This window comes from Neisseria sp. P0006.S009, from assembly GCF_051962915.1.
Classification (GTDB): Bacteria; Pseudomonadota; Gammaproteobacteria; order Burkholderiales; family Neisseriaceae; genus Neisseria; species Neisseria subflava_E.
Map to the genome: position 1 here is coordinate 244,927 of NZ_JBQCUV010000003.1, position 17,070 is coordinate 261,996.

The 17,070-nt window shown below is 46.1% G+C and carries 14 protein-coding genes and 1 tRNA gene; 11 read left to right on the forward strand and 4 right to left on the reverse strand.

All coding sequences use genetic code 11. The annotated features are described in order from the left end of the window. Positions 1–115 precede the first annotated feature (115 nt). The 9 genes from rlmD (at position 116) to ACTHTK_RS07335 (ending at position 8,585) form a co-directional block, all read left to right on the forward strand. Entirely contained in the window at positions 116–1,441 is a 1,326-nt protein-coding gene (rlmD, locus tag ACTHTK_RS07295) for a 23S rRNA (uracil(1939)-C(5))-methyltransferase RlmD (RefSeq protein ID WP_107724111.1), read from the forward strand. Between the two features lie 124 nt (positions 1,442–1,565). Next, positions 1,566–3,041, forward strand: a complete 1,476-nt coding sequence (locus tag ACTHTK_RS07300; protein ID WP_107724112.1) for a 23S rRNA methyltransferase — start codon at positions 1,566–1,568, stop codon at positions 3,039–3,041. Positions 3,042–3,064: 23 nt separating this feature from the next. Continuing rightward, complete coding sequence (locus ACTHTK_RS07305) at positions 3,065–4,168, forward strand: response regulator transcription factor (protein ID WP_107724113.1); 1,104 nt, start codon at positions 3,065–3,067, stop codon at positions 4,166–4,168. 10 nt (positions 4,169–4,178) lie between these two features. Beyond that, positions 4,179–4,715 carry a GTP-binding protein gene (locus tag ACTHTK_RS07310; RefSeq protein ID WP_003748733.1) on the forward strand — a complete coding sequence of 179 codons (537 nt, stop codon included), beginning with the start codon at positions 4,179–4,181 and terminating at the stop codon, positions 4,713–4,715. A gap of 1 nt (position 4,716) precedes the next feature. Beyond that, complete coding sequence (locus ACTHTK_RS07315; protein WP_070587468.1) at positions 4,717–5,358, forward strand: peptidase M23; 642 nt, start codon at positions 4,717–4,719, stop codon at positions 5,356–5,358. Positions 5,359–5,397: 39 nt separating this feature from the next. After that, on the forward strand, positions 5,398–5,757 hold the full coding sequence (locus ACTHTK_RS07320; protein WP_070587466.1) for a roadblock/LC7 domain-containing protein: 360 nt from the start codon (positions 5,398–5,400) through the stop codon (positions 5,755–5,757). Between the two features lie 98 nt (positions 5,758–5,855). Next, positions 5,856–5,931: transfer RNA gene (locus ACTHTK_RS07325), tRNA-Asn, on the forward strand. 245 nt (positions 5,932–6,176) lie between these two features. Further along, positions 6,177–6,572 (forward strand): hypothetical protein, encoded by a 396-nt coding sequence (locus ACTHTK_RS07330; RefSeq protein ID WP_063069136.1) that lies wholly within the window; start codon positions 6,177–6,179, stop codon positions 6,570–6,572. A gap of 453 nt (positions 6,573–7,025) precedes the next feature. Next, positions 7,026–8,585, forward strand: coding sequence for a TerC family protein (locus tag ACTHTK_RS07335; protein WP_049331125.1), 1,560 nt, complete (start codon positions 7,026–7,028; stop codon positions 8,583–8,585). Between the two features lie 63 nt (positions 8,586–8,648). On the opposite strand, the gene ACTHTK_RS07340 is transcribed toward ACTHTK_RS07335, so the two are convergent. Continuing rightward, positions 8,649–9,752 (reverse strand): anhydro-N-acetylmuramic acid kinase, encoded by a 1,104-nt coding sequence (locus ACTHTK_RS07340; protein WP_107724114.1) that lies wholly within the window; start codon positions 9,750–9,752, stop codon positions 8,649–8,651. 153 nt (positions 9,753–9,905) lie between these two features. Between ACTHTK_RS07340 and ACTHTK_RS07345 the strand changes: the two genes are divergently transcribed. Beyond that, on the forward strand, positions 9,906–11,480 hold the full coding sequence (locus ACTHTK_RS07345) for an inorganic phosphate transporter (protein ID WP_107724115.1): 1,575 nt from the start codon (positions 9,906–9,908) through the stop codon (positions 11,478–11,480). Positions 11,481–11,816: 336 nt separating this feature from the next. Here the strand turns inward: ACTHTK_RS07345 and ACTHTK_RS07350 are convergent, their stop codons facing one another. The 3 genes from ACTHTK_RS07350 to secA form a co-directional block, all read right to left on the reverse strand. Continuing rightward, the gene (locus ACTHTK_RS07350; RefSeq protein WP_107724116.1) at positions 11,817–12,254 is read right to left on the reverse strand and encodes a ProQ/FINO family protein; all 438 of its coding nucleotides are present in this window, start codon (positions 12,252–12,254) and stop codon (positions 11,817–11,819) included. A 117-nt stretch (positions 12,255–12,371) separates the two neighbouring features. After that, positions 12,372–13,472, reverse strand: coding sequence for a chorismate synthase (gene aroC / locus ACTHTK_RS07355; RefSeq protein ID WP_107724117.1), 1,101 nt, complete (start codon positions 13,470–13,472; stop codon positions 12,372–12,374). A 132-nt stretch (positions 13,473–13,604) separates the two neighbouring features. Then, positions 13,605–16,358: a preprotein translocase subunit SecA gene (secA, locus tag ACTHTK_RS07360; protein ID WP_107724118.1), complete on the reverse strand. Its 2,754-nt coding sequence runs from the start codon at positions 16,356–16,358 to the stop codon at positions 13,605–13,607. A gap of 154 nt (positions 16,359–16,512) precedes the next feature. Here secA and ACTHTK_RS07365 point away from each other — a divergent pair, with 154 nt between their 5' ends. Beyond that, positions 16,513–16,935, forward strand: a complete 423-nt coding sequence (locus ACTHTK_RS07365; RefSeq protein ID WP_199903877.1) for a DciA family protein — start codon at positions 16,513–16,515, stop codon at positions 16,933–16,935. Positions 16,936–17,070: the final 135 nt, after the last annotated feature.

A 17,070-nucleotide genomic window follows, 5' to 3' on the forward strand; every position in this document is an offset into this window, starting at 1 on the left:
AATGAAAGTTTTTGGCGCATGATACCTGAAACTCTGTGTTTTTGTGAGAAAATATGCGCTTTCGGTATTGGAAGACAGTCAGACGGCCGGTAAGCGGCTGTCTGATGGAAACGGTATGAGTGTGAAAGAACGGTATCAAAAGGCGGAAATTTTTTCTTTGGATTATGAGGGCAGGGGTGTTGCCAGAGTTGATGGGAAGACCGTATTTATCGGCGGTGCGCTGCCTGGAGAGCGTGTAACGTTTACCATACATAAAGAGAAAAAGCAGTTTGCCGAGGCTCAAGTTGAAAAGGTTTTGAAGGCTTCTTCCGAACGTGTCGAACCAGCCTGTTGCTATTTTGATACATGTGGCGGCTGTTCGCTTCAACATGTTTCTTTCGGAGCGCAAGTTGCGTTAAAGCAACGGATTTTGGAAGAGCAGTTGGAACGGATAGGTAAGGTTAAGCCGGAAATAATTTTACCTCCTTTATATGGTTACTCCTGGTATTATCGCGATAGAGCGCGTTTAAGTGTTTCGGTGGATAAACAAGGCCGTCTGAAACTCGGTTTTCAGGCCAAAAAAAGCCATGATGTTGTCAATATCCACCATTGCCATATTTTGCCTAAGCATGTGTCCGATAGATTGTCTGATGTTCGAAATTTGCTGCAAAAGCTGCATGATGATGGTGTGAAAGTGAAATTTGTTGAGTTTTATTGCGGAAAAAATTTGACGGTGCTCAACATTCGTTTCGTAAATCAACCGTTTGGACAAATATTAAGCGAATTGCGTAATTGGTTTGATAAGATATTGTCGGGTGCTGAAAAGGCATGGCAAATATGGTTGCAGGATCATGCCGAGTCCTTGCCGTTTTACCCTGAGAACGCGCCTGACCTGAACTATACTTTTACTCAGTTTGATGTGGAAATGCCTTACAAACCCGGTGATTTTACGCAGATTAATGCGCAGCTGAACGAAGTGATGGTGGCAAGGGCGGTCAGACTTTTAAACCCTCAAAAAGGGGAGCGGATTGCCGATCTGTTTTGCGGTTTGGGCAATTTTAGTTTGCCGCTGGCGAAAAGTGGCGCATCGGTTGTCGGTATTGAAGGCGCTGATTATTTGGTAGATAGGGCAGGGGAAAATGCCCGCCTGAATCGTTGTGCTGAGAATATGACGTTTTCTGTTGCCGACTTGTTCGATACCGATGAAAAGACTGTTGAGTCATGGGGGCAATTTGACAAGATGCTACTGGATCCGCCGAGAAGTGGGGCTTATGCTGTTGTCAAATCGCTACATAAGCCGTTTTTTCCCAAAAAGATAGTATATGTTTCATGCAATCCATCAACATTTGCACGAGATGCCGGTGTCTTGGTTGATAAGGGCTATAAGTTTAAGGCGGCGGGAATCATGAATATGTTTGCACAAACCTCGCATGTTGAATCCATCGGTGTGTTCGAGTTGTAAATTGGTATCAAGTCCTTTATGTGAGTAGGGTTTTTAATGTAAAAATGAGTGCATTCATGTTATCATCATTCGTTTGGGGAATGAATAACGTTGAAGTTGCGTGTAAAGCAACAGATGTTAATAAATGCAGTTTGCAGCACAAGACCGGGAGGTGTTCTTGAACTATCAACTTTTAACTATTTTTTTGCTGGTGCTTTTTTTGCTGGTGTTGTTTTTTGTTCGTCATAAACAAAGTAACAATTCAGACAAACAAAGCGCACATGCATCAAAAAGCGGCCGTACATCTGCTGCTCATACAGCCTCCTCTGAGGATGGAAACGACTGGATTGAGAAGGTCAACCAGACAGTTTCCAATGCGGATAATCAAGACTGGGAATGGGGTGGAAGTGGCTCAAACGATGCAACAGCTTCTATCTCCGCACAAGAAGTCGATCCGTTGACCGAATATCAGGTTTATAAACAGTTCGGCTATGAGAGTAAGGCTGCAGAGTCTTTGGCCGGTTATCTCAATACTTTGGAAGACGGTGCTCCGGAAAAGCTGGTTCATGAATTAATTGGTTTGAATCTGCGAGTTGGCAATATCGATATGCTGGCGGATACGCTTGAGCGCCATAGTGCTTCCCTTTCTGAAGACAGCGTAGCCGAATACCTGAAAGCCGGTCTGGCTTTGGATTCTACCAACCTACGCCTGCGTGTTTTCGCCGAGCATCATCTCGGTTGGAATATGCAGGAAGTGGACCGTCAAATTGGCGAGCAAAGCGGTTTGGAAGTTTCTTCCGACGAGCATATTGCCTTTGAGAACGATTCGGCTGAACGCATTGTCGTGCCAGGTATGGGCAAACGTGCGCCTATCGTATTAGGCAAGAAAGACTTTGGCGAAATCAGCCCTGAAGAGATGGGCGCGGTTATTGGTTTTGCCAAACCGGAACGTAGTGCAAAAATCCTGAAAGACAAGATCAGCTACGAGACTGCTTTGCATCAATACAACAAAGCAATCCAAACTTCTGCGAAGCCTGCTGGTCTCATTATCGATGCCTTGCGTCTGGATTATCAGAATGAAGAAGTAGGGCAGTTTGCCAAGCATCTGTGGAAGCTTTACCACTCTTTGGGTCAATATGGCCGTCAAGTAAAAGAACGTATGCTTGGCTGGGGTTATAGCCTTGGTTATCACGAAATTTTTGATGATTTGGAAAAAGGGCCGTCTGAACAGCAAATTAAAGAGATTGGCTTAAAACGCGGGTATATTCAGCCAAGTTCTTTGCAGATGAAAGCCAAATATCGTGAGTTGGTTCAAAAAGACTCTTCGGTTATCAGCGCCAGCTCTTCACCTGCTGATGAAGCTCTGAAAGAAGTGGAATCTTTGTTAGCCTACGGTCAGTTGGATTTGGCCATCGGTACTTTGGAACAGGCTGTTTTGCGGTATCCACAGGAATCGCAGTTGTACATTATCTTGTTTGATTTGTACGAACGCGTTGAAGATTGGGGACGTTTGGAACAATTTCTGCGCTTGTTGCGCGAGCGTGTTGTCAGCCTGCCTGAAGAGGTTGTCTTGGCAATGAGCCGTCTCTTGCAACGAATGAACCAATATTCAAAAAAATAAGATAATCGTAGAAAGTACGAGTGATGAATAATCATTTACCAAAAATTAAAACCATACGGGTTATGTTACAGGAGATGGGTGAGCAACAGCAGGCGGTATTCCGTATGGCATTTAAAATGCACAATACGACGAATTACGTCATCGTTTCTCCTGATTCTGATGAAAGACCGGATTTGGTATTGGTTGATACCGATACTCCGGCAGGTGTAGAAGCTTGGAAAGAGTCGAAGAAAACTTATCCGCAAGTGCCTGTGGCAATGTTTTCTTCTGAATTGCCAACCGTAACGACTCCTTATTTGGCTAAACCGGTTAAATTCGATACCTTGTTTCCTGTTTTGCGCAGCCTGGCTCAGGGCGGGAATGTTTTTGAGCCGTCTGAACAACAAGCGGCTGAAGAGAATAAAAGACAATCCAATTCCGATGGTACAAGAAAAGCAACCATTCGCCGATTTAATCCAAATAAAGGCTTGTTGGGCGCGCTGAAATTTGCCAGTCAAGGACACCAAGATATTGCTGTCTTGCATGAAGGCAAGCCGATATTAATCGTGTTTCCTAGTATCCAGAGAGTGCTGTTGACAGTCAGTGCCAATGAGTTGGAGAAATTGTGTAAGAACGATAACTTGGCTGTTGTGTGTAAGGCTGTTCCTGATAATCCTCAATGGAAAGAAAAAGCCAAAGTCACCATTATGTCATGCTTGTGGCAAATGGCTATTTGGACTGCATCAGGCCGTCTGATTTATCCGATGACGCCGCAAACTGTCTTTACACTCAAGCGGTGGCCAAACTTAACCCGTTTGGCGCATGTTCCGGAATCTATGCGTTTGTCGGCATTTCTGACGAAAACATCTGTTAATCTGAACATCCTCTATAAAGTCATGCCTTTAGAAATGCCTGATATTTTGAATTATTTATCGGCAACATATCTGACAGGCTTTTTAGCGACAGATACAGAGTTTGCAACTGATGCGAACAATACGCCTTCGTTGAACGAACAGATTGATGTGAATAGCAAAGACGTACCTGAAACAGCGATGAGCAAAGAGGCTCAAAAAATTGCCGGTCCGTCGAAAGAACAACCTCGCGGCCTGTTGCAACGCCTGATGCGTAAGTTGCTGGGCAAATCGTAAAGGACACGTCATGAAAGAAAATAAAATTATCTTTACCGGTCCTGTCGGCGTAGGTAAAACCACTGCAATTTCAGCTTTATCTGATGAACCGCCGGTTCAAACCGATGCATCCGCATCCGATATGACACTTGTCCGCAAGGGGTACACGACTGTGGCAATGGACTACGGTGTCATTCATTTGGATGAGGAAACCAAGGTTCACCTTTATGGTACGCCTGGTCAGGAGCGTTTTAATTTCATGTGGGAAATTCTGAGCCAAGGCAGCATGGGCTTGGTACTTCTTTTAGATAATACAAGAAGTAACCCATTGAAAGACTTGCAATTTTTCTTGGATGCATTCCGGGAGTTGCTGAAAAAAGCGCCTCTGGTTGTAGGGGTAACGAAGATGGATATCCGATCCTTACCAAGCGTGGATGTTTATCAAAAGTATTTAGCACAGAATAATTTTAATGTACCGGTTTTTGAGATTGATGCGCGTCGAGAAGACGATGTAAAACAATTGGTTACTGCCATGTTGTTCTCAATTGACCCCGGATTAGAGGTATAAGATGGAAGCGACACTCTCTTTACAAGCAAATTTATATCCTAAGATTACACCGGCGGGTGCGTATTATGCTGTTTCAAGTGATACGCCCAGTGCCAGCAGAACTTTATTGTATGGTCTGTTGCGTGCAGAGCCGTCTGAAACCATCAGCAGTGAAAAACTTTTGGCGTGGGCAGACACCAGCGATATCAATACCGCTTTAAACCTGTTGTATCGTCTCCAACGCTTGGAGTTTTTGTACGGTGATGAGGAAATCAGCACAGAGGACATCCATCTGACTGACGAACAATTACCGACATTATTGGAACAGTTGTCTAATTCTGGCAAAGCTTTGTTGGCTGATGAAAACGGTTTGTATTTTGCCAATGCTAATTTCCATCATGAGGCAGCAGAAGAATTGGGCCTTTTGGCGAGCGAAGTGGCCAAAATGGAAGACAATCACCGTCTTTTGATTCGCAATAACCTGCATATCAATAATAGCGCATGGGGTATTTGTGATCCTTCAGGCCAAAGTGAATTGACCTTTTTCCCTCTGTATATTGGCATGACCAAGCTGATTTTGGTAATTGGCGGAATGCCTGACTTAAATAAAGAGGCTTTTGTTACTTTGGTTAAAGTGCTGTACCACCGATACGGCAGCCGTTGATTTTTGCCTGACCGATATTTATTTTAGAATGGAGCGACTATGCAACAACTATTAATCTCTGTATTAAGCGATTTGAACAATACCTCTGCTGATATCACTGCTTCTGCAGTTATTTCTACAGACGGCCTGCCGATCGCAACCATGCTGCCTTCCCACCTGAATGCAGACCGTGTAGGTGCGATGTCAGCAACGCTTTTGGCATTGGGCAATCGTTCCGTACATGAGCTGGCTTGCGGTGAGTTGGATCAGGTAATGGTTAAAGGTAAAAATGGCTATATTCTGTTGAGTCAAGCAGGTGAAAATGCAGTATTGGCATTGATGGCAAAAGAAAGCGGTAAATTGGGCTTGATTTTGTTGGATGCGAAACGTGCGGCTAAACAAATTTCTGAAATCTTATAAAATTTTTATAAATTAAAAAGATATAAAAATATTTTTGTTTTTATATAGATTGTTGCTTGACAGGCTTCTGATATTTTCTATATAATTTCATCTTTAATTCCCCGATAGCTCAGTCGGTAGAGCGACGGACTGTTAATCCGCAGGTCCCTGGTTCGAGCCCAGGTCGGGGAGCCAGATTTGAAAACCACCATCTTGTATGGTGGTTTTTATTTTATCTATTGGTTAATATTTTAAGATATTTTGATGATAATTGATTAAATGATTACACTTAATTCATCAGCCTTTATAGGAACAAATCATTAAGGTTACACCACAACCATCCATGTGAAAAGTGGAAAAGAGTTTTGGAAAGCTATAAATCGTAGCAATCCAAAAGATAAAACAATTTATGAAGTAAAATAATTTATGAAAGGTTAAAAATGATTTACTCAGCAAAGCTAAAAAAAATGGATGAAACAATTGAGGAATTTGCATATTTTTCTATAGAAAATAACGATCTATATTGTTTCCTTAATTGTTGTCCAATGGCTATTGAAGTAAATAAAGTTTACAATGTGGAACTTGACTATTTCATTATTGATGAATTTATATTGGAAGAGGTTAATACAGATGAATCTGTTATTATTCCTTTTGAAAGAATAGGTGATAGTACACAATATAAGATAACAGGTAGGCTAGATGGCAATACATTTACAGCTGGAAATATTTGCTTTGAAGATGATGCTCTTCAATTAGAATATTCTTATTTAGATGGCAGATTAATTACTTTAACTGTATGGAGATTAAGTATATCCGTAATTTCTGAAAGAATATAATCGTTATATTTTCTAAGAAAATTATTGTCTATATAAACCGTGTCGTCTGAAAAAATCCCAATTTTCAGACGGCTTGAGACCTTAGTAAAAAAACCTAAGTTTTTACCCAGGCATTTAGGGAATTCCTTATAAGAATCTTCTTTCAGCAAACCGAACAAACTATGATCAACAAATACATCGACCGATTCCTTTTGTTAAAGCTGGAGAAAGTGATTGATTGGCAGCTGTAGGCTGTTTTTAAAAGAAAATATGCTGTCAGACTTTGCCTTTCTTTCGTCAAACTGATAAACTGTTTGCCATTATTGTTGACCGAGGCATAAATTTTTCATGAAAGACGCAGAGCAGAGTAGTTGTTATACCGCTTCTTTCCCTTTATTTATGCCCGAAATTTGGCAGTCTGTCCGTTTTAAGCGGAACGGCTGCCTTTTTGTATTTTAAAGGAACGCAATCATTATGGATTTCAGTTGGTTGGCCGAGCCGCATACTTGGATAGGCTTTGCCACGCTTCTGGTGTTGGAAGTTGTTTTAGGTATTGATAACCTTGTTTTCGTAGCGATTTTGGCAAACAAGGTCAAACCGTCGCAACGGGATAGGGCGCGGATAACGGGCTTGGGTTTGGCTGTCGTTATTCGGATTTTCATGCTGGGCTTTATGGCGCACATCATGACGCTGACGCGTCCTTTGTTTGAACTGGGTGGCTTGGAGATTTCCGGCAAAGACATGATTATGTTTGCCGGCGGTATTTTCCTGCTTTATAAAGCGACTACCGAGCTGCACGAACGCCTTGAAGGCCACAATCAATTTGCGGTTGCTGAAGGGCAGAAGAAGCATTCTTCTTTTTGGGGCGTTGTGGCGCAAATCTTGATTTTGGATGCGGTTTTCTCTATCGATTCTGTTATTACGGCAGTGGCGATGGTGGATCATATTGTGGTGGCAATGGGGGCGGTTGTTGTGGCGATGACTGTGATGATTTCTGCCAGCAAACCGTTGACTGCCTTTGTGGACAAGCATCCGACCGTTGTGATGTTGTGTCTGGGTTTCTTGTTGATGATTGGTTTCAGCCTGATCGCGGAAGCCTTCCATTTCCATATTCCGAAAGGCTATTTGTATGCGGCGATCGGCTTCTCGATTTTGATCGAACTGTTTAATCAGGTTTCGCAAAAGAATGCCCGCAAAAATGACTACATCAGTACCTCTTGGCGTAAGCGTACCGCTGAAAATGTGTTGGGCATGATGGGTATCCGCGAAAGCATTTTGGCAAAAGCAGGCGATAACGGCGGTGATGACGAGCATTTTGAAGAAAACGAAAAATCCATGATTCGCAGCGTGCTGACTTTGGCGGAGCGTCCGATTATGGGCGTGATGATTCCGCGTCGGGAAATCGAGAAATTGGATATTTCCCAAAGTCGGGAAGAACAAAATGCGCAGTTGAAAAATACGCCGTATAGCCGTTTGTTGGTTGTTGGTAAGGCAGGTGTAGATGAGCCTTTGGGCTATATCAGTAAAAAAGATTTGCTGAACCAGCTGCTTGAATCGGGTGAAATCAATATTCAGACGGCCTTGCGCCAGCCATTAATTTTGCCGGACAGTACGACAGCGTTGAATGCGATTGAATTGTTCCGTCAAAGCAGCGCGGATTATGCCTTGGTGGTGGATGAATTTGGTGCGGTGTTGGGTATGGTGACCATGAAAGATTTGTTGGAAACCATTGCCGGTGAATTCCCCGAAGAATTCGAGCGTGAGGAAGAAGAGGCTGCTCCAGCCAGTCAGGATGAAACGCTGTCTGTGGATGGTGCATTGGAGTATGTGGAATTGGCTTCCCAGTTAAATCTGCCTGCTCAAGAGGAAGACGCGGACTTTCATACTGTTGCCGGTTTGATTATGGAAGAATTGCAAAGTATTCCTGATGTGGGTGATTTCATCGATTATCATGGCTGGCGTTTTGAAGTGGTTGAGAAGGACGGACAACGGATTGCCCGTGTAAAAATCAATCGTTTGCCGGAAGAAGAATAAGTAAAAGCTAATATAGTAAAGGCCGTCTGAAAATGTCCAGACGGCCTTTTTATTTATCCGACTTTAGTTACCGTAATGTCCCGAGCCTAAAATTCGGTATGAATGTGCGCCCGTCGCATGGTAGGGATTGCTTGGAACTTGATTGCACCAACAGGCTGCAAGCCAGGCAAAAGCGGCAGCTTCAACCCATTGCGGGTCAAGATGGAGCTTGGCTGTGCTGTGCAATTTGGTGTCGGGAGAAAACAGGGTTTCCAAGTCTTGCATCAAAACCGGATTGCGGATGCCGCCACCGCAGATATAAAGATGATGAATCGCCGGAGCAGCTTGTTTGGTCGCGTCAAAAATAGTTTGTGCAGTATAAAAGACCAATGTGCGTATCGCATCTTCCGGCTTTTCATTACCTTTCAGACGGCCTTGAAGCCAGCCTAGGGAAAACAATTCTCGGCCTGTGCTTTTCGGATAAGGGCGGCTGAAGTAAGGATGATCGAGCAGGGAAGCGAGCAGGTCAGGGAGGATTTTGCCTTGTGCGGCTTTTTCCCCGTTTTTGTCGTAAGGCTGCTGCCAGATATGTTGCATCCATGCATCCATCAGCATATTGCCGGGGCCGGTATCGAAGCCGAAAGAAGGGCTGTCGGGCGGGAGGATGCTGATATTGGAAATGCCTCCAATGTTGAGTACGGCTCGGGTTTCATTCGCATCTTGAAATAGCGCTTCGTGAAAAGCGGGGACGAGGGGCGCACCTTGACCGTTGCAGGCAAGGTCGCGGCTGCGGAAGTCGCCGACCGTGAAAATGCCGGTCAGTTCGGCTAACAGGGAGAGGTTGACCAGTTGAATGCTGTAACCGTGTTCAGGCGCATGGCGGATGGTTTGTCCGTGGCAGCCGATCGCGGCAATGTCTTTGGCCGACAGGTTTTGTTCTGCCAATAGTTGTTGGACGGTTTGGGCGTATAGGCGGCTGAGTGTTTGCGCCAGGATATTGCTTCTGTGCAATTCATTTTCGCCTATGTCTTGCAGTGCCAACAATTCTTGGCGCAGGCCGTCTGAATAGGGTAGAAAGCTGTGGGCAACGGCTTGTTGCCATTGCTTGCCCTGCATTTGAATCAGTACGGCATCGGCACCGTCCATGCTGGTTCCTGACATGATGCCGATATAGTATTGGGGTTGCATTTCGGTTACAGAAAGAGAAGGTAAAACGACATTTTAACGCCTTTTGACGTTTTTACGGGAATTTCGGCATTTAATGTAAATAGTTGGTGCAAGAAAGATTACAAAAAGGTTAAAATAACGCGACTCAACATGTTTTCCAAAAGGAAACTTTCCATGGCTCAAACTCAGTCGAGTGCGAACTTGAAGCTGATTAATACGGTTTTTGCCGCTATGCTTGTGAGCATGGTCGGCTATTTTATTTATTGGGGTTTGGGTTATACCCACTACAACCACTCCGGCCTGTTTATCCTTGCTACCTTTTTCGGCGTCTTCATGGCGTTTAATGTGGGTGGCAACGATATTGCCAACTCTTTCGGTACAAGTGTTGGCTCCGGCACATTGACCATTCCGCAAGCTTTGCTGATTGCGGCAGTATTTGAAGTCAGCGGCGCAGTGATTGCCGGTGGCGAGGTAACAGATACCATCCGTAAGGGTATTGTCGATTTGAATGGCATGCATCTGGATCCGATGCAGTTTGTCTTTATTATGATGTCTGCGCTTTTGGCTGCGGCATTGTGGCTACTTTTTGCATCGCGCAAAGGTCTGCCGGTTTCTACGACACACGCCATTATCGGCGGTATCGTCGGTAGCGCCCTGTGTATGGCAGCATTGAACGGTGTGGATTCCGTTGCGCTGATTCAATGGGACAAGTTGGGCGAAATTGCCTTGTCTTGGATTTTGTCTCCGGTATTGGGCGGTATCGTTTCCTATCTATTGTTTTCACGAATTAAGAAAAACGTTTTGGACTACAACTCTTGGGCCGATAATACGCTCAAAGGCATCAAGTTTGAGAAGAAAGCCTATAAAGAAGAACACCGCCTGTTTTTTGAAGCCTTGAGTGAATCTGAAAAAGTCGAATACGCCACCAAAATGGCGCACGATGCCCAAATTTATGATGAGCCGGACTTTGATCCTGAAGAATTACAGTCTGAGTATTATCGCGGTCTGCACCGCTTTGACAGCCGTAAGGGCGAAGTAGATTCTTACAAAGCCCTGCATTCCTGGGTACCGTTTATTGCTTCTGTCGGCGGTATGATGATTGCGGCCATGTTGATTTTCAAAGGTCTGAAAAATCTGCATTTGGGTATGAGCAACGTCAACAGCTTCCTGACCATTTTCATGATCGGCGCGGCTATTTGGATGGGTACGTTTGTATTCGCCAAAAGTTTGAAACGCAAAGATTTGGATAAATCGACTTTCCAAATGTTCTCATGGATGCAGGTATTTACCGCTTGCGGTTTTGCATTCAGCCATGGTGCAAACGATATTGCCAATGCGATTGGTCCGTTTGCCGCGATTATGGATGTGTTGCGTACCAACAGCATTACTGCCCAAAACGCCGTGCCGCCGATTGCCATGTTGACTTTCGGTATCGCTTTGATCGTCGGCTTGTGGTTTGTCGGCAAAGAAGTGATTAAAACCGTAGGCACCAGCTTGGCAGAAATGCACCCCGCGTCAGGCTTCTCAGCAGAGCTTTCTGCCGCCGCCGTCGTGATGGCCGCATCATTTATGGGCTTGCCTGTTTCCAGTACCCATATTTTGGTGGGTGCCGTTTTGGGTATCGGCTTGGTTAACCGCAATGCCAACTGGAAATTGATGAAACCGATCGGCCTTGCTTGGGTTATTACCTTGCCTGCCGCTGCCGTTTTGTCTGTTGTCAGCTATTTGGTTTTGCAAGCCGTGTTTTAATTGATTATTTTATTTCAAAAGGCCGTCTGAAAGATATTTCAGACGGTTAATTTTGTAAGGTATAAATTTTAGTTTGTTTTAACGATGTATAAATCATGCTGTTCAATGTTTGAACTGATATAAGAATAATCAAGGTAATAGAGAAATACCTTATTGGGAATATCTTAGCAAAGATTTTGGTTTCAAAACTTGGCTTGGTGAGGGAAAAAGCTATTTTTAATCAGTCTACTATAAGGTTAAGGCAATAAAAAAGCCCCAATTCATCGATGTTAAAGATGTCGTATTGAATTGGGGTCTCTATTTATTTAGTGCAAGCCTTATCAGGCCGTCTGAACATTATTCGGCAGCTTCGTTGGTCTCCGCTTGTACAGGAGCCGCTTCTGTTTCAGCGGTAGCCTTAGCGGCTTGGCGTTCGGCTTGTGCAGCTAATGCCTGTTGAACGGCTGGGTGCTGTTGGGCGATGGTTTGTTCTTCTGCGCTGACTTCGCCTTTGAAGCGGTTGTTCAAGTCAAAACGTTTGCCGCCGCGAGCCAGGGCTTTCAGATAGCGTGGACGGCGGCAGTGGTTGGCCAGTACGCGTGCAATCAGTGCAGGGTCGTATTGGGGTAGGGCGGCAACCAAGTCTTGGTCGATGCCAACGGCCAACGGTTTGAATCGTTTGAAAACATCATATTTGCCGTAAATGTGGTCGGCAATCATGTCTGTCTGTTTTTTCTTGCTCATGGTTTGGACGGCAGATTTCAGCGCAGCGCCCAAAGCGGTTTCTTGTGCCATTGCGGTTGTATTCCTCTAATATAAATCCGTATTTTCGTCATACGGCAATAAGGTGCTATTGTAGTATAAAGACTGTGATTTGGCTAAATTTTTCTGAGAATATTCAGAAATAAACGGTTATTTTTCCAATTTGGCAATGTCCGGTGTATTAACCTGAACATCGGCATTTTGCGCACGATGGCGTAAGGCGTGGTCGATCAAGACCAATGCCAGCATGGCTTCTGCAATCGGAGCGGCGCGTAATCCGACGCAGGGGTCGTGGCGGCCGTGTGTGGCAAGCTCGACAGGGTTGCCCTCTATATCAATACTGCGGCGCGGTGTGGCGATGGAACTGGTCGGTTTGATGGCAATATTTACATGAATGTTTTGTCCGGTGCTGATGCCGCCCAAGATGCCGCCTGAGTGGTTGGATAGAAAACCTTGTGGCGTGAGCTCGTCACCGTGTTCGCTGCCACGTTGCGTTACGCTATTAAAACCTGCGCCGATTTCCACACCTTTGACAGCATTGATGCCCATCATGGCATAGGCAATTTCTGCATCGAGGCGGTCAAAAACAGGTTCGCCCAAGCCGACAGGGACATTGGCTGCTTCGATATGAAGTTTTGCGCCGACAGAATCCAATGATTTGCGCACGCTGTCCATATAGTTTTCCAAGTCCTCAATTTGGCTTTGGTTTGCTGCAAAAAAAGGATTTTGGGAAATATATTCGTAGCCTTCAAACTGGATTTCTTTTTCACCGACTTGGGTAACGTAGGCGGTAATTTCAGTGCCGAATTTTTCTTTCAGCCATTTTTTTGCAACTGCTCCGGCGGCAACGCGGGCAGCGGTTTCGCGGGCGGAACTTCTACCGCCGCCGCGATAGTCGCGTGTACCGTATTTGTGCCAGTAGGTGTAATCGGCGTGACCAGGGCGGAAGCTGGTGGCGATATTGCCATAGTCTTTGCTGCGTTGGTCGGTATTGCGGATTAGGAGGGCAATGGGTGTACCGGTGGTTTTGCCTTCGAATACGCCGGAGAGGATTTCGACTTGGTCGGCTTCGCGGCGCTGGGTAACGTGGCGGCTGGTGCCGGGTTTGCGGCGATCAAGGTCAAGCTGGATATCCGCTTCGCTCAGTTCTAATCCGGGCGGGCAGCCATCAATGATGCAGCCCAAGCCTGCGCCGTGGCTTTCGCCGAAAGTGGTAACGGTAAAGATTTGTCCGAAGGTGTTGCCTGCCATAGGGATACTCTTTTGAAATTGGGTTTGGAAATTTTTTGCTTGTTTGGATAATTCTCAGGCCGTCTGAACAGGGAAACGAGAATCTTTGATTTCGTTTTTACACTTGTTCAGACGGCCTTTTGAGATGACTGCTTAGTTCAATTTGCCGTGGCACTGTTTGTATTTCAGGCCGCTGCCGCAAGGGCAAGGATCGTTGCGGTGAACAATCAGGCCGTTTTGTGCAAGCGCTTCAGGGCTGAAGTCTGTGCCGTCAGGGTCGAACGCTTCGGTAACCAAATCGGTTTGCGATTGGCCGAGCAATTCTTCCATATCAGGCGCATCGGAGTGGACGGTTTGAACATCGCTGACGCTTTGTGCGGCAGTGTGGTCGTATTCACTGTTGCGCTCGATTTGAACGGCGGTCAGCAAAGCGGCAATGTTTTGTTTGATACCGCGCCACAGGTTTTCAAACATGGCGAAAGCTTCGCGTTTGTATTCCTGTTTTGGATTTTTCTGAGCATAGCTGCGCAGATGGATACCTTGGCGTAAGTAGTCCATAGCGGCGAGGTGCTCGCGCCATTGGTTGTCGATAACTTGCAGCATAACATTGCGTTCGAAATCAGACATAGCCTGTTTGCCGACCAATTCGACTTTTTCGGCATATTCGTCTTCGATGCGTTTGATGAGGCGCTCTTTAATGTCTTGGTTGTCCAAAGTGCTGTCTTCTTTCAACCAGCCTTTAATATCGACATGCAGGCGGAAATCGGCGGCAAGTTGGTGCTCTAGTGCCGGAATGTCCCATTGCTCTTCCATGCTGTCAGGCGGGATGTGGTAATCAACCAAGTCGCTGATAACGTCGGCACGGATTTCGCGGGTCAAATCGCTGACGTCTTTAGTCGTCAGGATTTCGTTGCGTTGATGGTAAATCACTTTACGTTGGTCGTTGGCAACGTCATCGTATTCCAAAACCTGTTTACGCATATCGAAGTTGCGACCTTCGACTTTACGTTGCGCGCCTTCGATTTGACGGGTCAGCAGGCCGTGTTCGATGGCAACGCCGCGCTCAGGTGCCAGACGGTTGAGGATGGCGGCGGCACGGTCGAGTGCAAACAGGCGCAGCAATGGGTCTTCAAACGACAGGTAGAAACGGCTGGAGCCTGGGTCGCCCTGACGGCCTGCACGACCGCGCAATTGGTTGTCGATACGGCGGCTTTCGTGGCGTTCTGTACCGATAATGTGCAAACCGCCTGCGGCCACAACTTGGTCGTGTTCGGCTTGCCAACCGCTTTCAAGGGCGGAAATTTGCGCTTGTTTTTGCTGTTCGCTCAGGGTTTCATCGGCATGGATGGCTTCGATTTGATGTTTGAGGTTGCCGCCCAAGACAATATCGGTACCGCGGCCTGCCATGTTAGTGGCAACGGTAATCGCGCCAACTTTACCGGCTTGGGCCACAATCAATGCCTCGCGCTCGTGTTCTTTGGCGTTCAGAACGTTATGCGGCAGACCTGCTTTATGTAATAAGTCAGAAACCAGTTCGGAGTTTTCGATGCTGGTGGTACCGACCAAAACCGGTTGGCCGTTTTTGTGGCATTCGGCAATGTCTTTGACAACGGCTTCAAATTTTTCTTCGGCTGAGCGGAAGATTTGGTCGTTGAAGTCTTTACGTTGTACCGGACGGTTGGTCGGGATGATGACGGTTTCGAGGTTGTAAATGCTTTGGAACTCGAAGGCTTCGGTGTCGGCCGTACCGGTCATGCCAGACAGTTTGCTGTACAGGCGGAAGTAGTTTTGGAAGGTAATAGATGCAAGCGTTTGGTTTTCGCGTTTGATTTCTACGCCTTCTTTGGCTTCAACGGCTTGGTGCAAGCCTTCGGACCAGCGGCGACCGGCCATCAGACGGCCTGTGAATTCGTCCACAATCACGATTTCACCGTCTTGAATGACGTAGTGTTGGTCTTTGTGGAACAGAGTGTGCGCACGTAATGCCGCCATGAGGTGGTGCATCAGGGAAATATTGGCGGCAGAGTAGAGCGAATCGTTTTCCTGTAATAAGCCCATTTGGGTCAGGATTTGCTCGGCGTGTTCGTGACCGGCTTCGCTCAGAATAACTTGGTGTGCTTTTTCGTCCACCCAGTAATCGCCTTCGCCTTCTTCGGTTTCTTGGCGGATAAGGTGGGCCGGAACGGCATCCATTACGCGGTAGAGCTGGATGTTGTCATCTGCCTGGCCGGAAATAATCAGCGGCGTACGCGCTTCGTCGATCAGAATAGAGTCCACTTCGTCGACAACGGCAAAGTTCAATTCGCGCTGAACTTTGTCGTATTGGTCGGTAACCATATTGTCGCGCAGGTAGTCGAAGCCGAACTCGTTATTTGTACCGTAAGTAATGTCGGCACCGTAAGCGGTTTGGCGTTCGAAAGGTTGCAAATCGGCTACGATCACGCCGACGCTCAAGCCTAAGAAATTGTACAACGGCTCCATAATGCCTGCGTCACGGGAGGCGAGGTAGTCGTTGACGGTAACGACGTGTACACCTTTTCCTGACAATGCATTCAGGTAAACGGCAAGGGTGGCCACCAATGTCTTACCTTCACCGGTACGCATTTCGGCGATTTTGCCGTTGTGCAGGACCATACCGCCGATCAGCTGTACATCGAAGTGGCGCATGCCCAATACGCGGCGGGATGCCTCGCGGCAGACGGCAAAGGCTTCAACCAAAATATCATCTAGCGTTTGTCCGTCAGCGAGGCGTTGTTTGAATTCGGCGGTTTTGGCCTGTAAATCTGCGTCGCTCAACGCTTTCATCTGTTCTTCGAGTGCATTGATTTTAGCAACGGATTTACGATATTGTTTCAGCAGGCGGTCGTTGCGGCTGCCGAAGATTTTCTTAGCAATGTTTGTCAGCATGAATAATTCCTGCGCCTTGATATAATAGTGGGCGAAATTGGGATTTTAACACAAGCGCTTGTATAACGCGGTAATGCTGTTTGAAATAAAGGCGGTTTTGCTGTATTTCAATTGTAATTGTTTGGTTAATTTACTGAAAGGCCGTCTGAAATATATGGATTTAGCACAATTGGGCAAGCGCGATCATTTACTGGCGGGCTTGTTGCAACAATCGCAACAATGGCGGAAATTGGATGCAAAAGTCAAAACGGTTTTGCCGGCCAACCTGCATCCGCATTTTCAGACGGCCTGCGTAGAAGACGGAAGATTGGTTTTGCTTGCTGCCAACAATATGGCTGCTTCGCGTTTAAAAATGATCCTGCCTGCCATGTTGCCTAAGTTGCAAGCATTGCATGACGGAATACGCGAAGTGGCGGTCAGGGTGGTCCCAAAACCGCCTCCTCAGCCGAAAACCAACAGCTTGCGATTGAGCGAGGCTGCTTTGGACAGCTTCGATGCAGCTGCGGCCAAATTGGAAGGCAGGCATCCCGAATTGGCAGCGGCATTGGCAGAATTGGTACGCAAGCACAGCCGCTAAAATCATGCTGAATGGGATTATGGTTAATAAATGTTAAAATTTATTTCATTTGACTGATAGCATCTAATACTAAAGAAATACGACCTAAACAGTAACTGTTTTCTTTTAGGTAAACTGATGTAAACTTGGCCTGAA

What these genes read in the sequence shown, in the direction of transcription:
- rlmD (WP_107724111.1), top strand. Translation starts at nt 116, where the DNA reads ATGAGTGTGAAAGAACGGTATCAAAAGGCGGAAATTTTTTCTTTGGAT.
- ACTHTK_RS07300 (WP_107724112.1), top strand. Translation starts at nt 1,566, where the DNA reads ATGCAGTTTGCAGCACAAGACCGGGAGGTGTTCTTGAACTATCAACTT.
- ACTHTK_RS07305 (WP_107724113.1), top strand. Translation starts at nt 3,065, where the DNA reads ATGAATAATCATTTACCAAAAATTAAAACCATACGGGTTATGTTACAG.
- ACTHTK_RS07310 (WP_003748733.1), top strand. Translation starts at nt 4,179, where the DNA reads ATGAAAGAAAATAAAATTATCTTTACCGGTCCTGTCGGCGTAGGTAAA.
- ACTHTK_RS07315 (WP_070587468.1), top strand. Translation starts at nt 4,717, where the DNA reads ATGGAAGCGACACTCTCTTTACAAGCAAATTTATATCCTAAGATTACA.
- ACTHTK_RS07320 (WP_070587466.1), top strand. Translation starts at nt 5,398, where the DNA reads ATGCAACAACTATTAATCTCTGTATTAAGCGATTTGAACAATACCTCT.
- ACTHTK_RS07330 (WP_063069136.1), top strand. Translation starts at nt 6,177, where the DNA reads ATGATTTACTCAGCAAAGCTAAAAAAAATGGATGAAACAATTGAGGAA.
- ACTHTK_RS07335 (WP_049331125.1), top strand. Translation starts at nt 7,026, where the DNA reads ATGGATTTCAGTTGGTTGGCCGAGCCGCATACTTGGATAGGCTTTGCC.
- ACTHTK_RS07340 (WP_107724114.1), bottom strand. Translation starts at nt 9,752, where the DNA reads ATGCAACCCCAATACTATATCGGCATCATGTCAGGAACCAGCATGGAC.
- ACTHTK_RS07345 (WP_107724115.1), top strand. Translation starts at nt 9,906, where the DNA reads ATGGCTCAAACTCAGTCGAGTGCGAACTTGAAGCTGATTAATACGGTT.
- ACTHTK_RS07350 (WP_107724116.1), bottom strand. Translation starts at nt 12,254, where the DNA reads ATGGCACAAGAAACCGCTTTGGGCGCTGCGCTGAAATCTGCCGTCCAA.
- aroC (WP_107724117.1), bottom strand. Translation starts at nt 13,472, where the DNA reads ATGGCAGGCAACACCTTCGGACAAATCTTTACCGTTACCACTTTCGGC.
- secA (WP_107724118.1), bottom strand. Translation starts at nt 16,358, where the DNA reads ATGCTGACAAACATTGCTAAGAAAATCTTCGGCAGCCGCAACGACCGC.
- ACTHTK_RS07365 (WP_199903877.1), top strand. Translation starts at nt 16,513, where the DNA reads ATGGATTTAGCACAATTGGGCAAGCGCGATCATTTACTGGCGGGCTTG.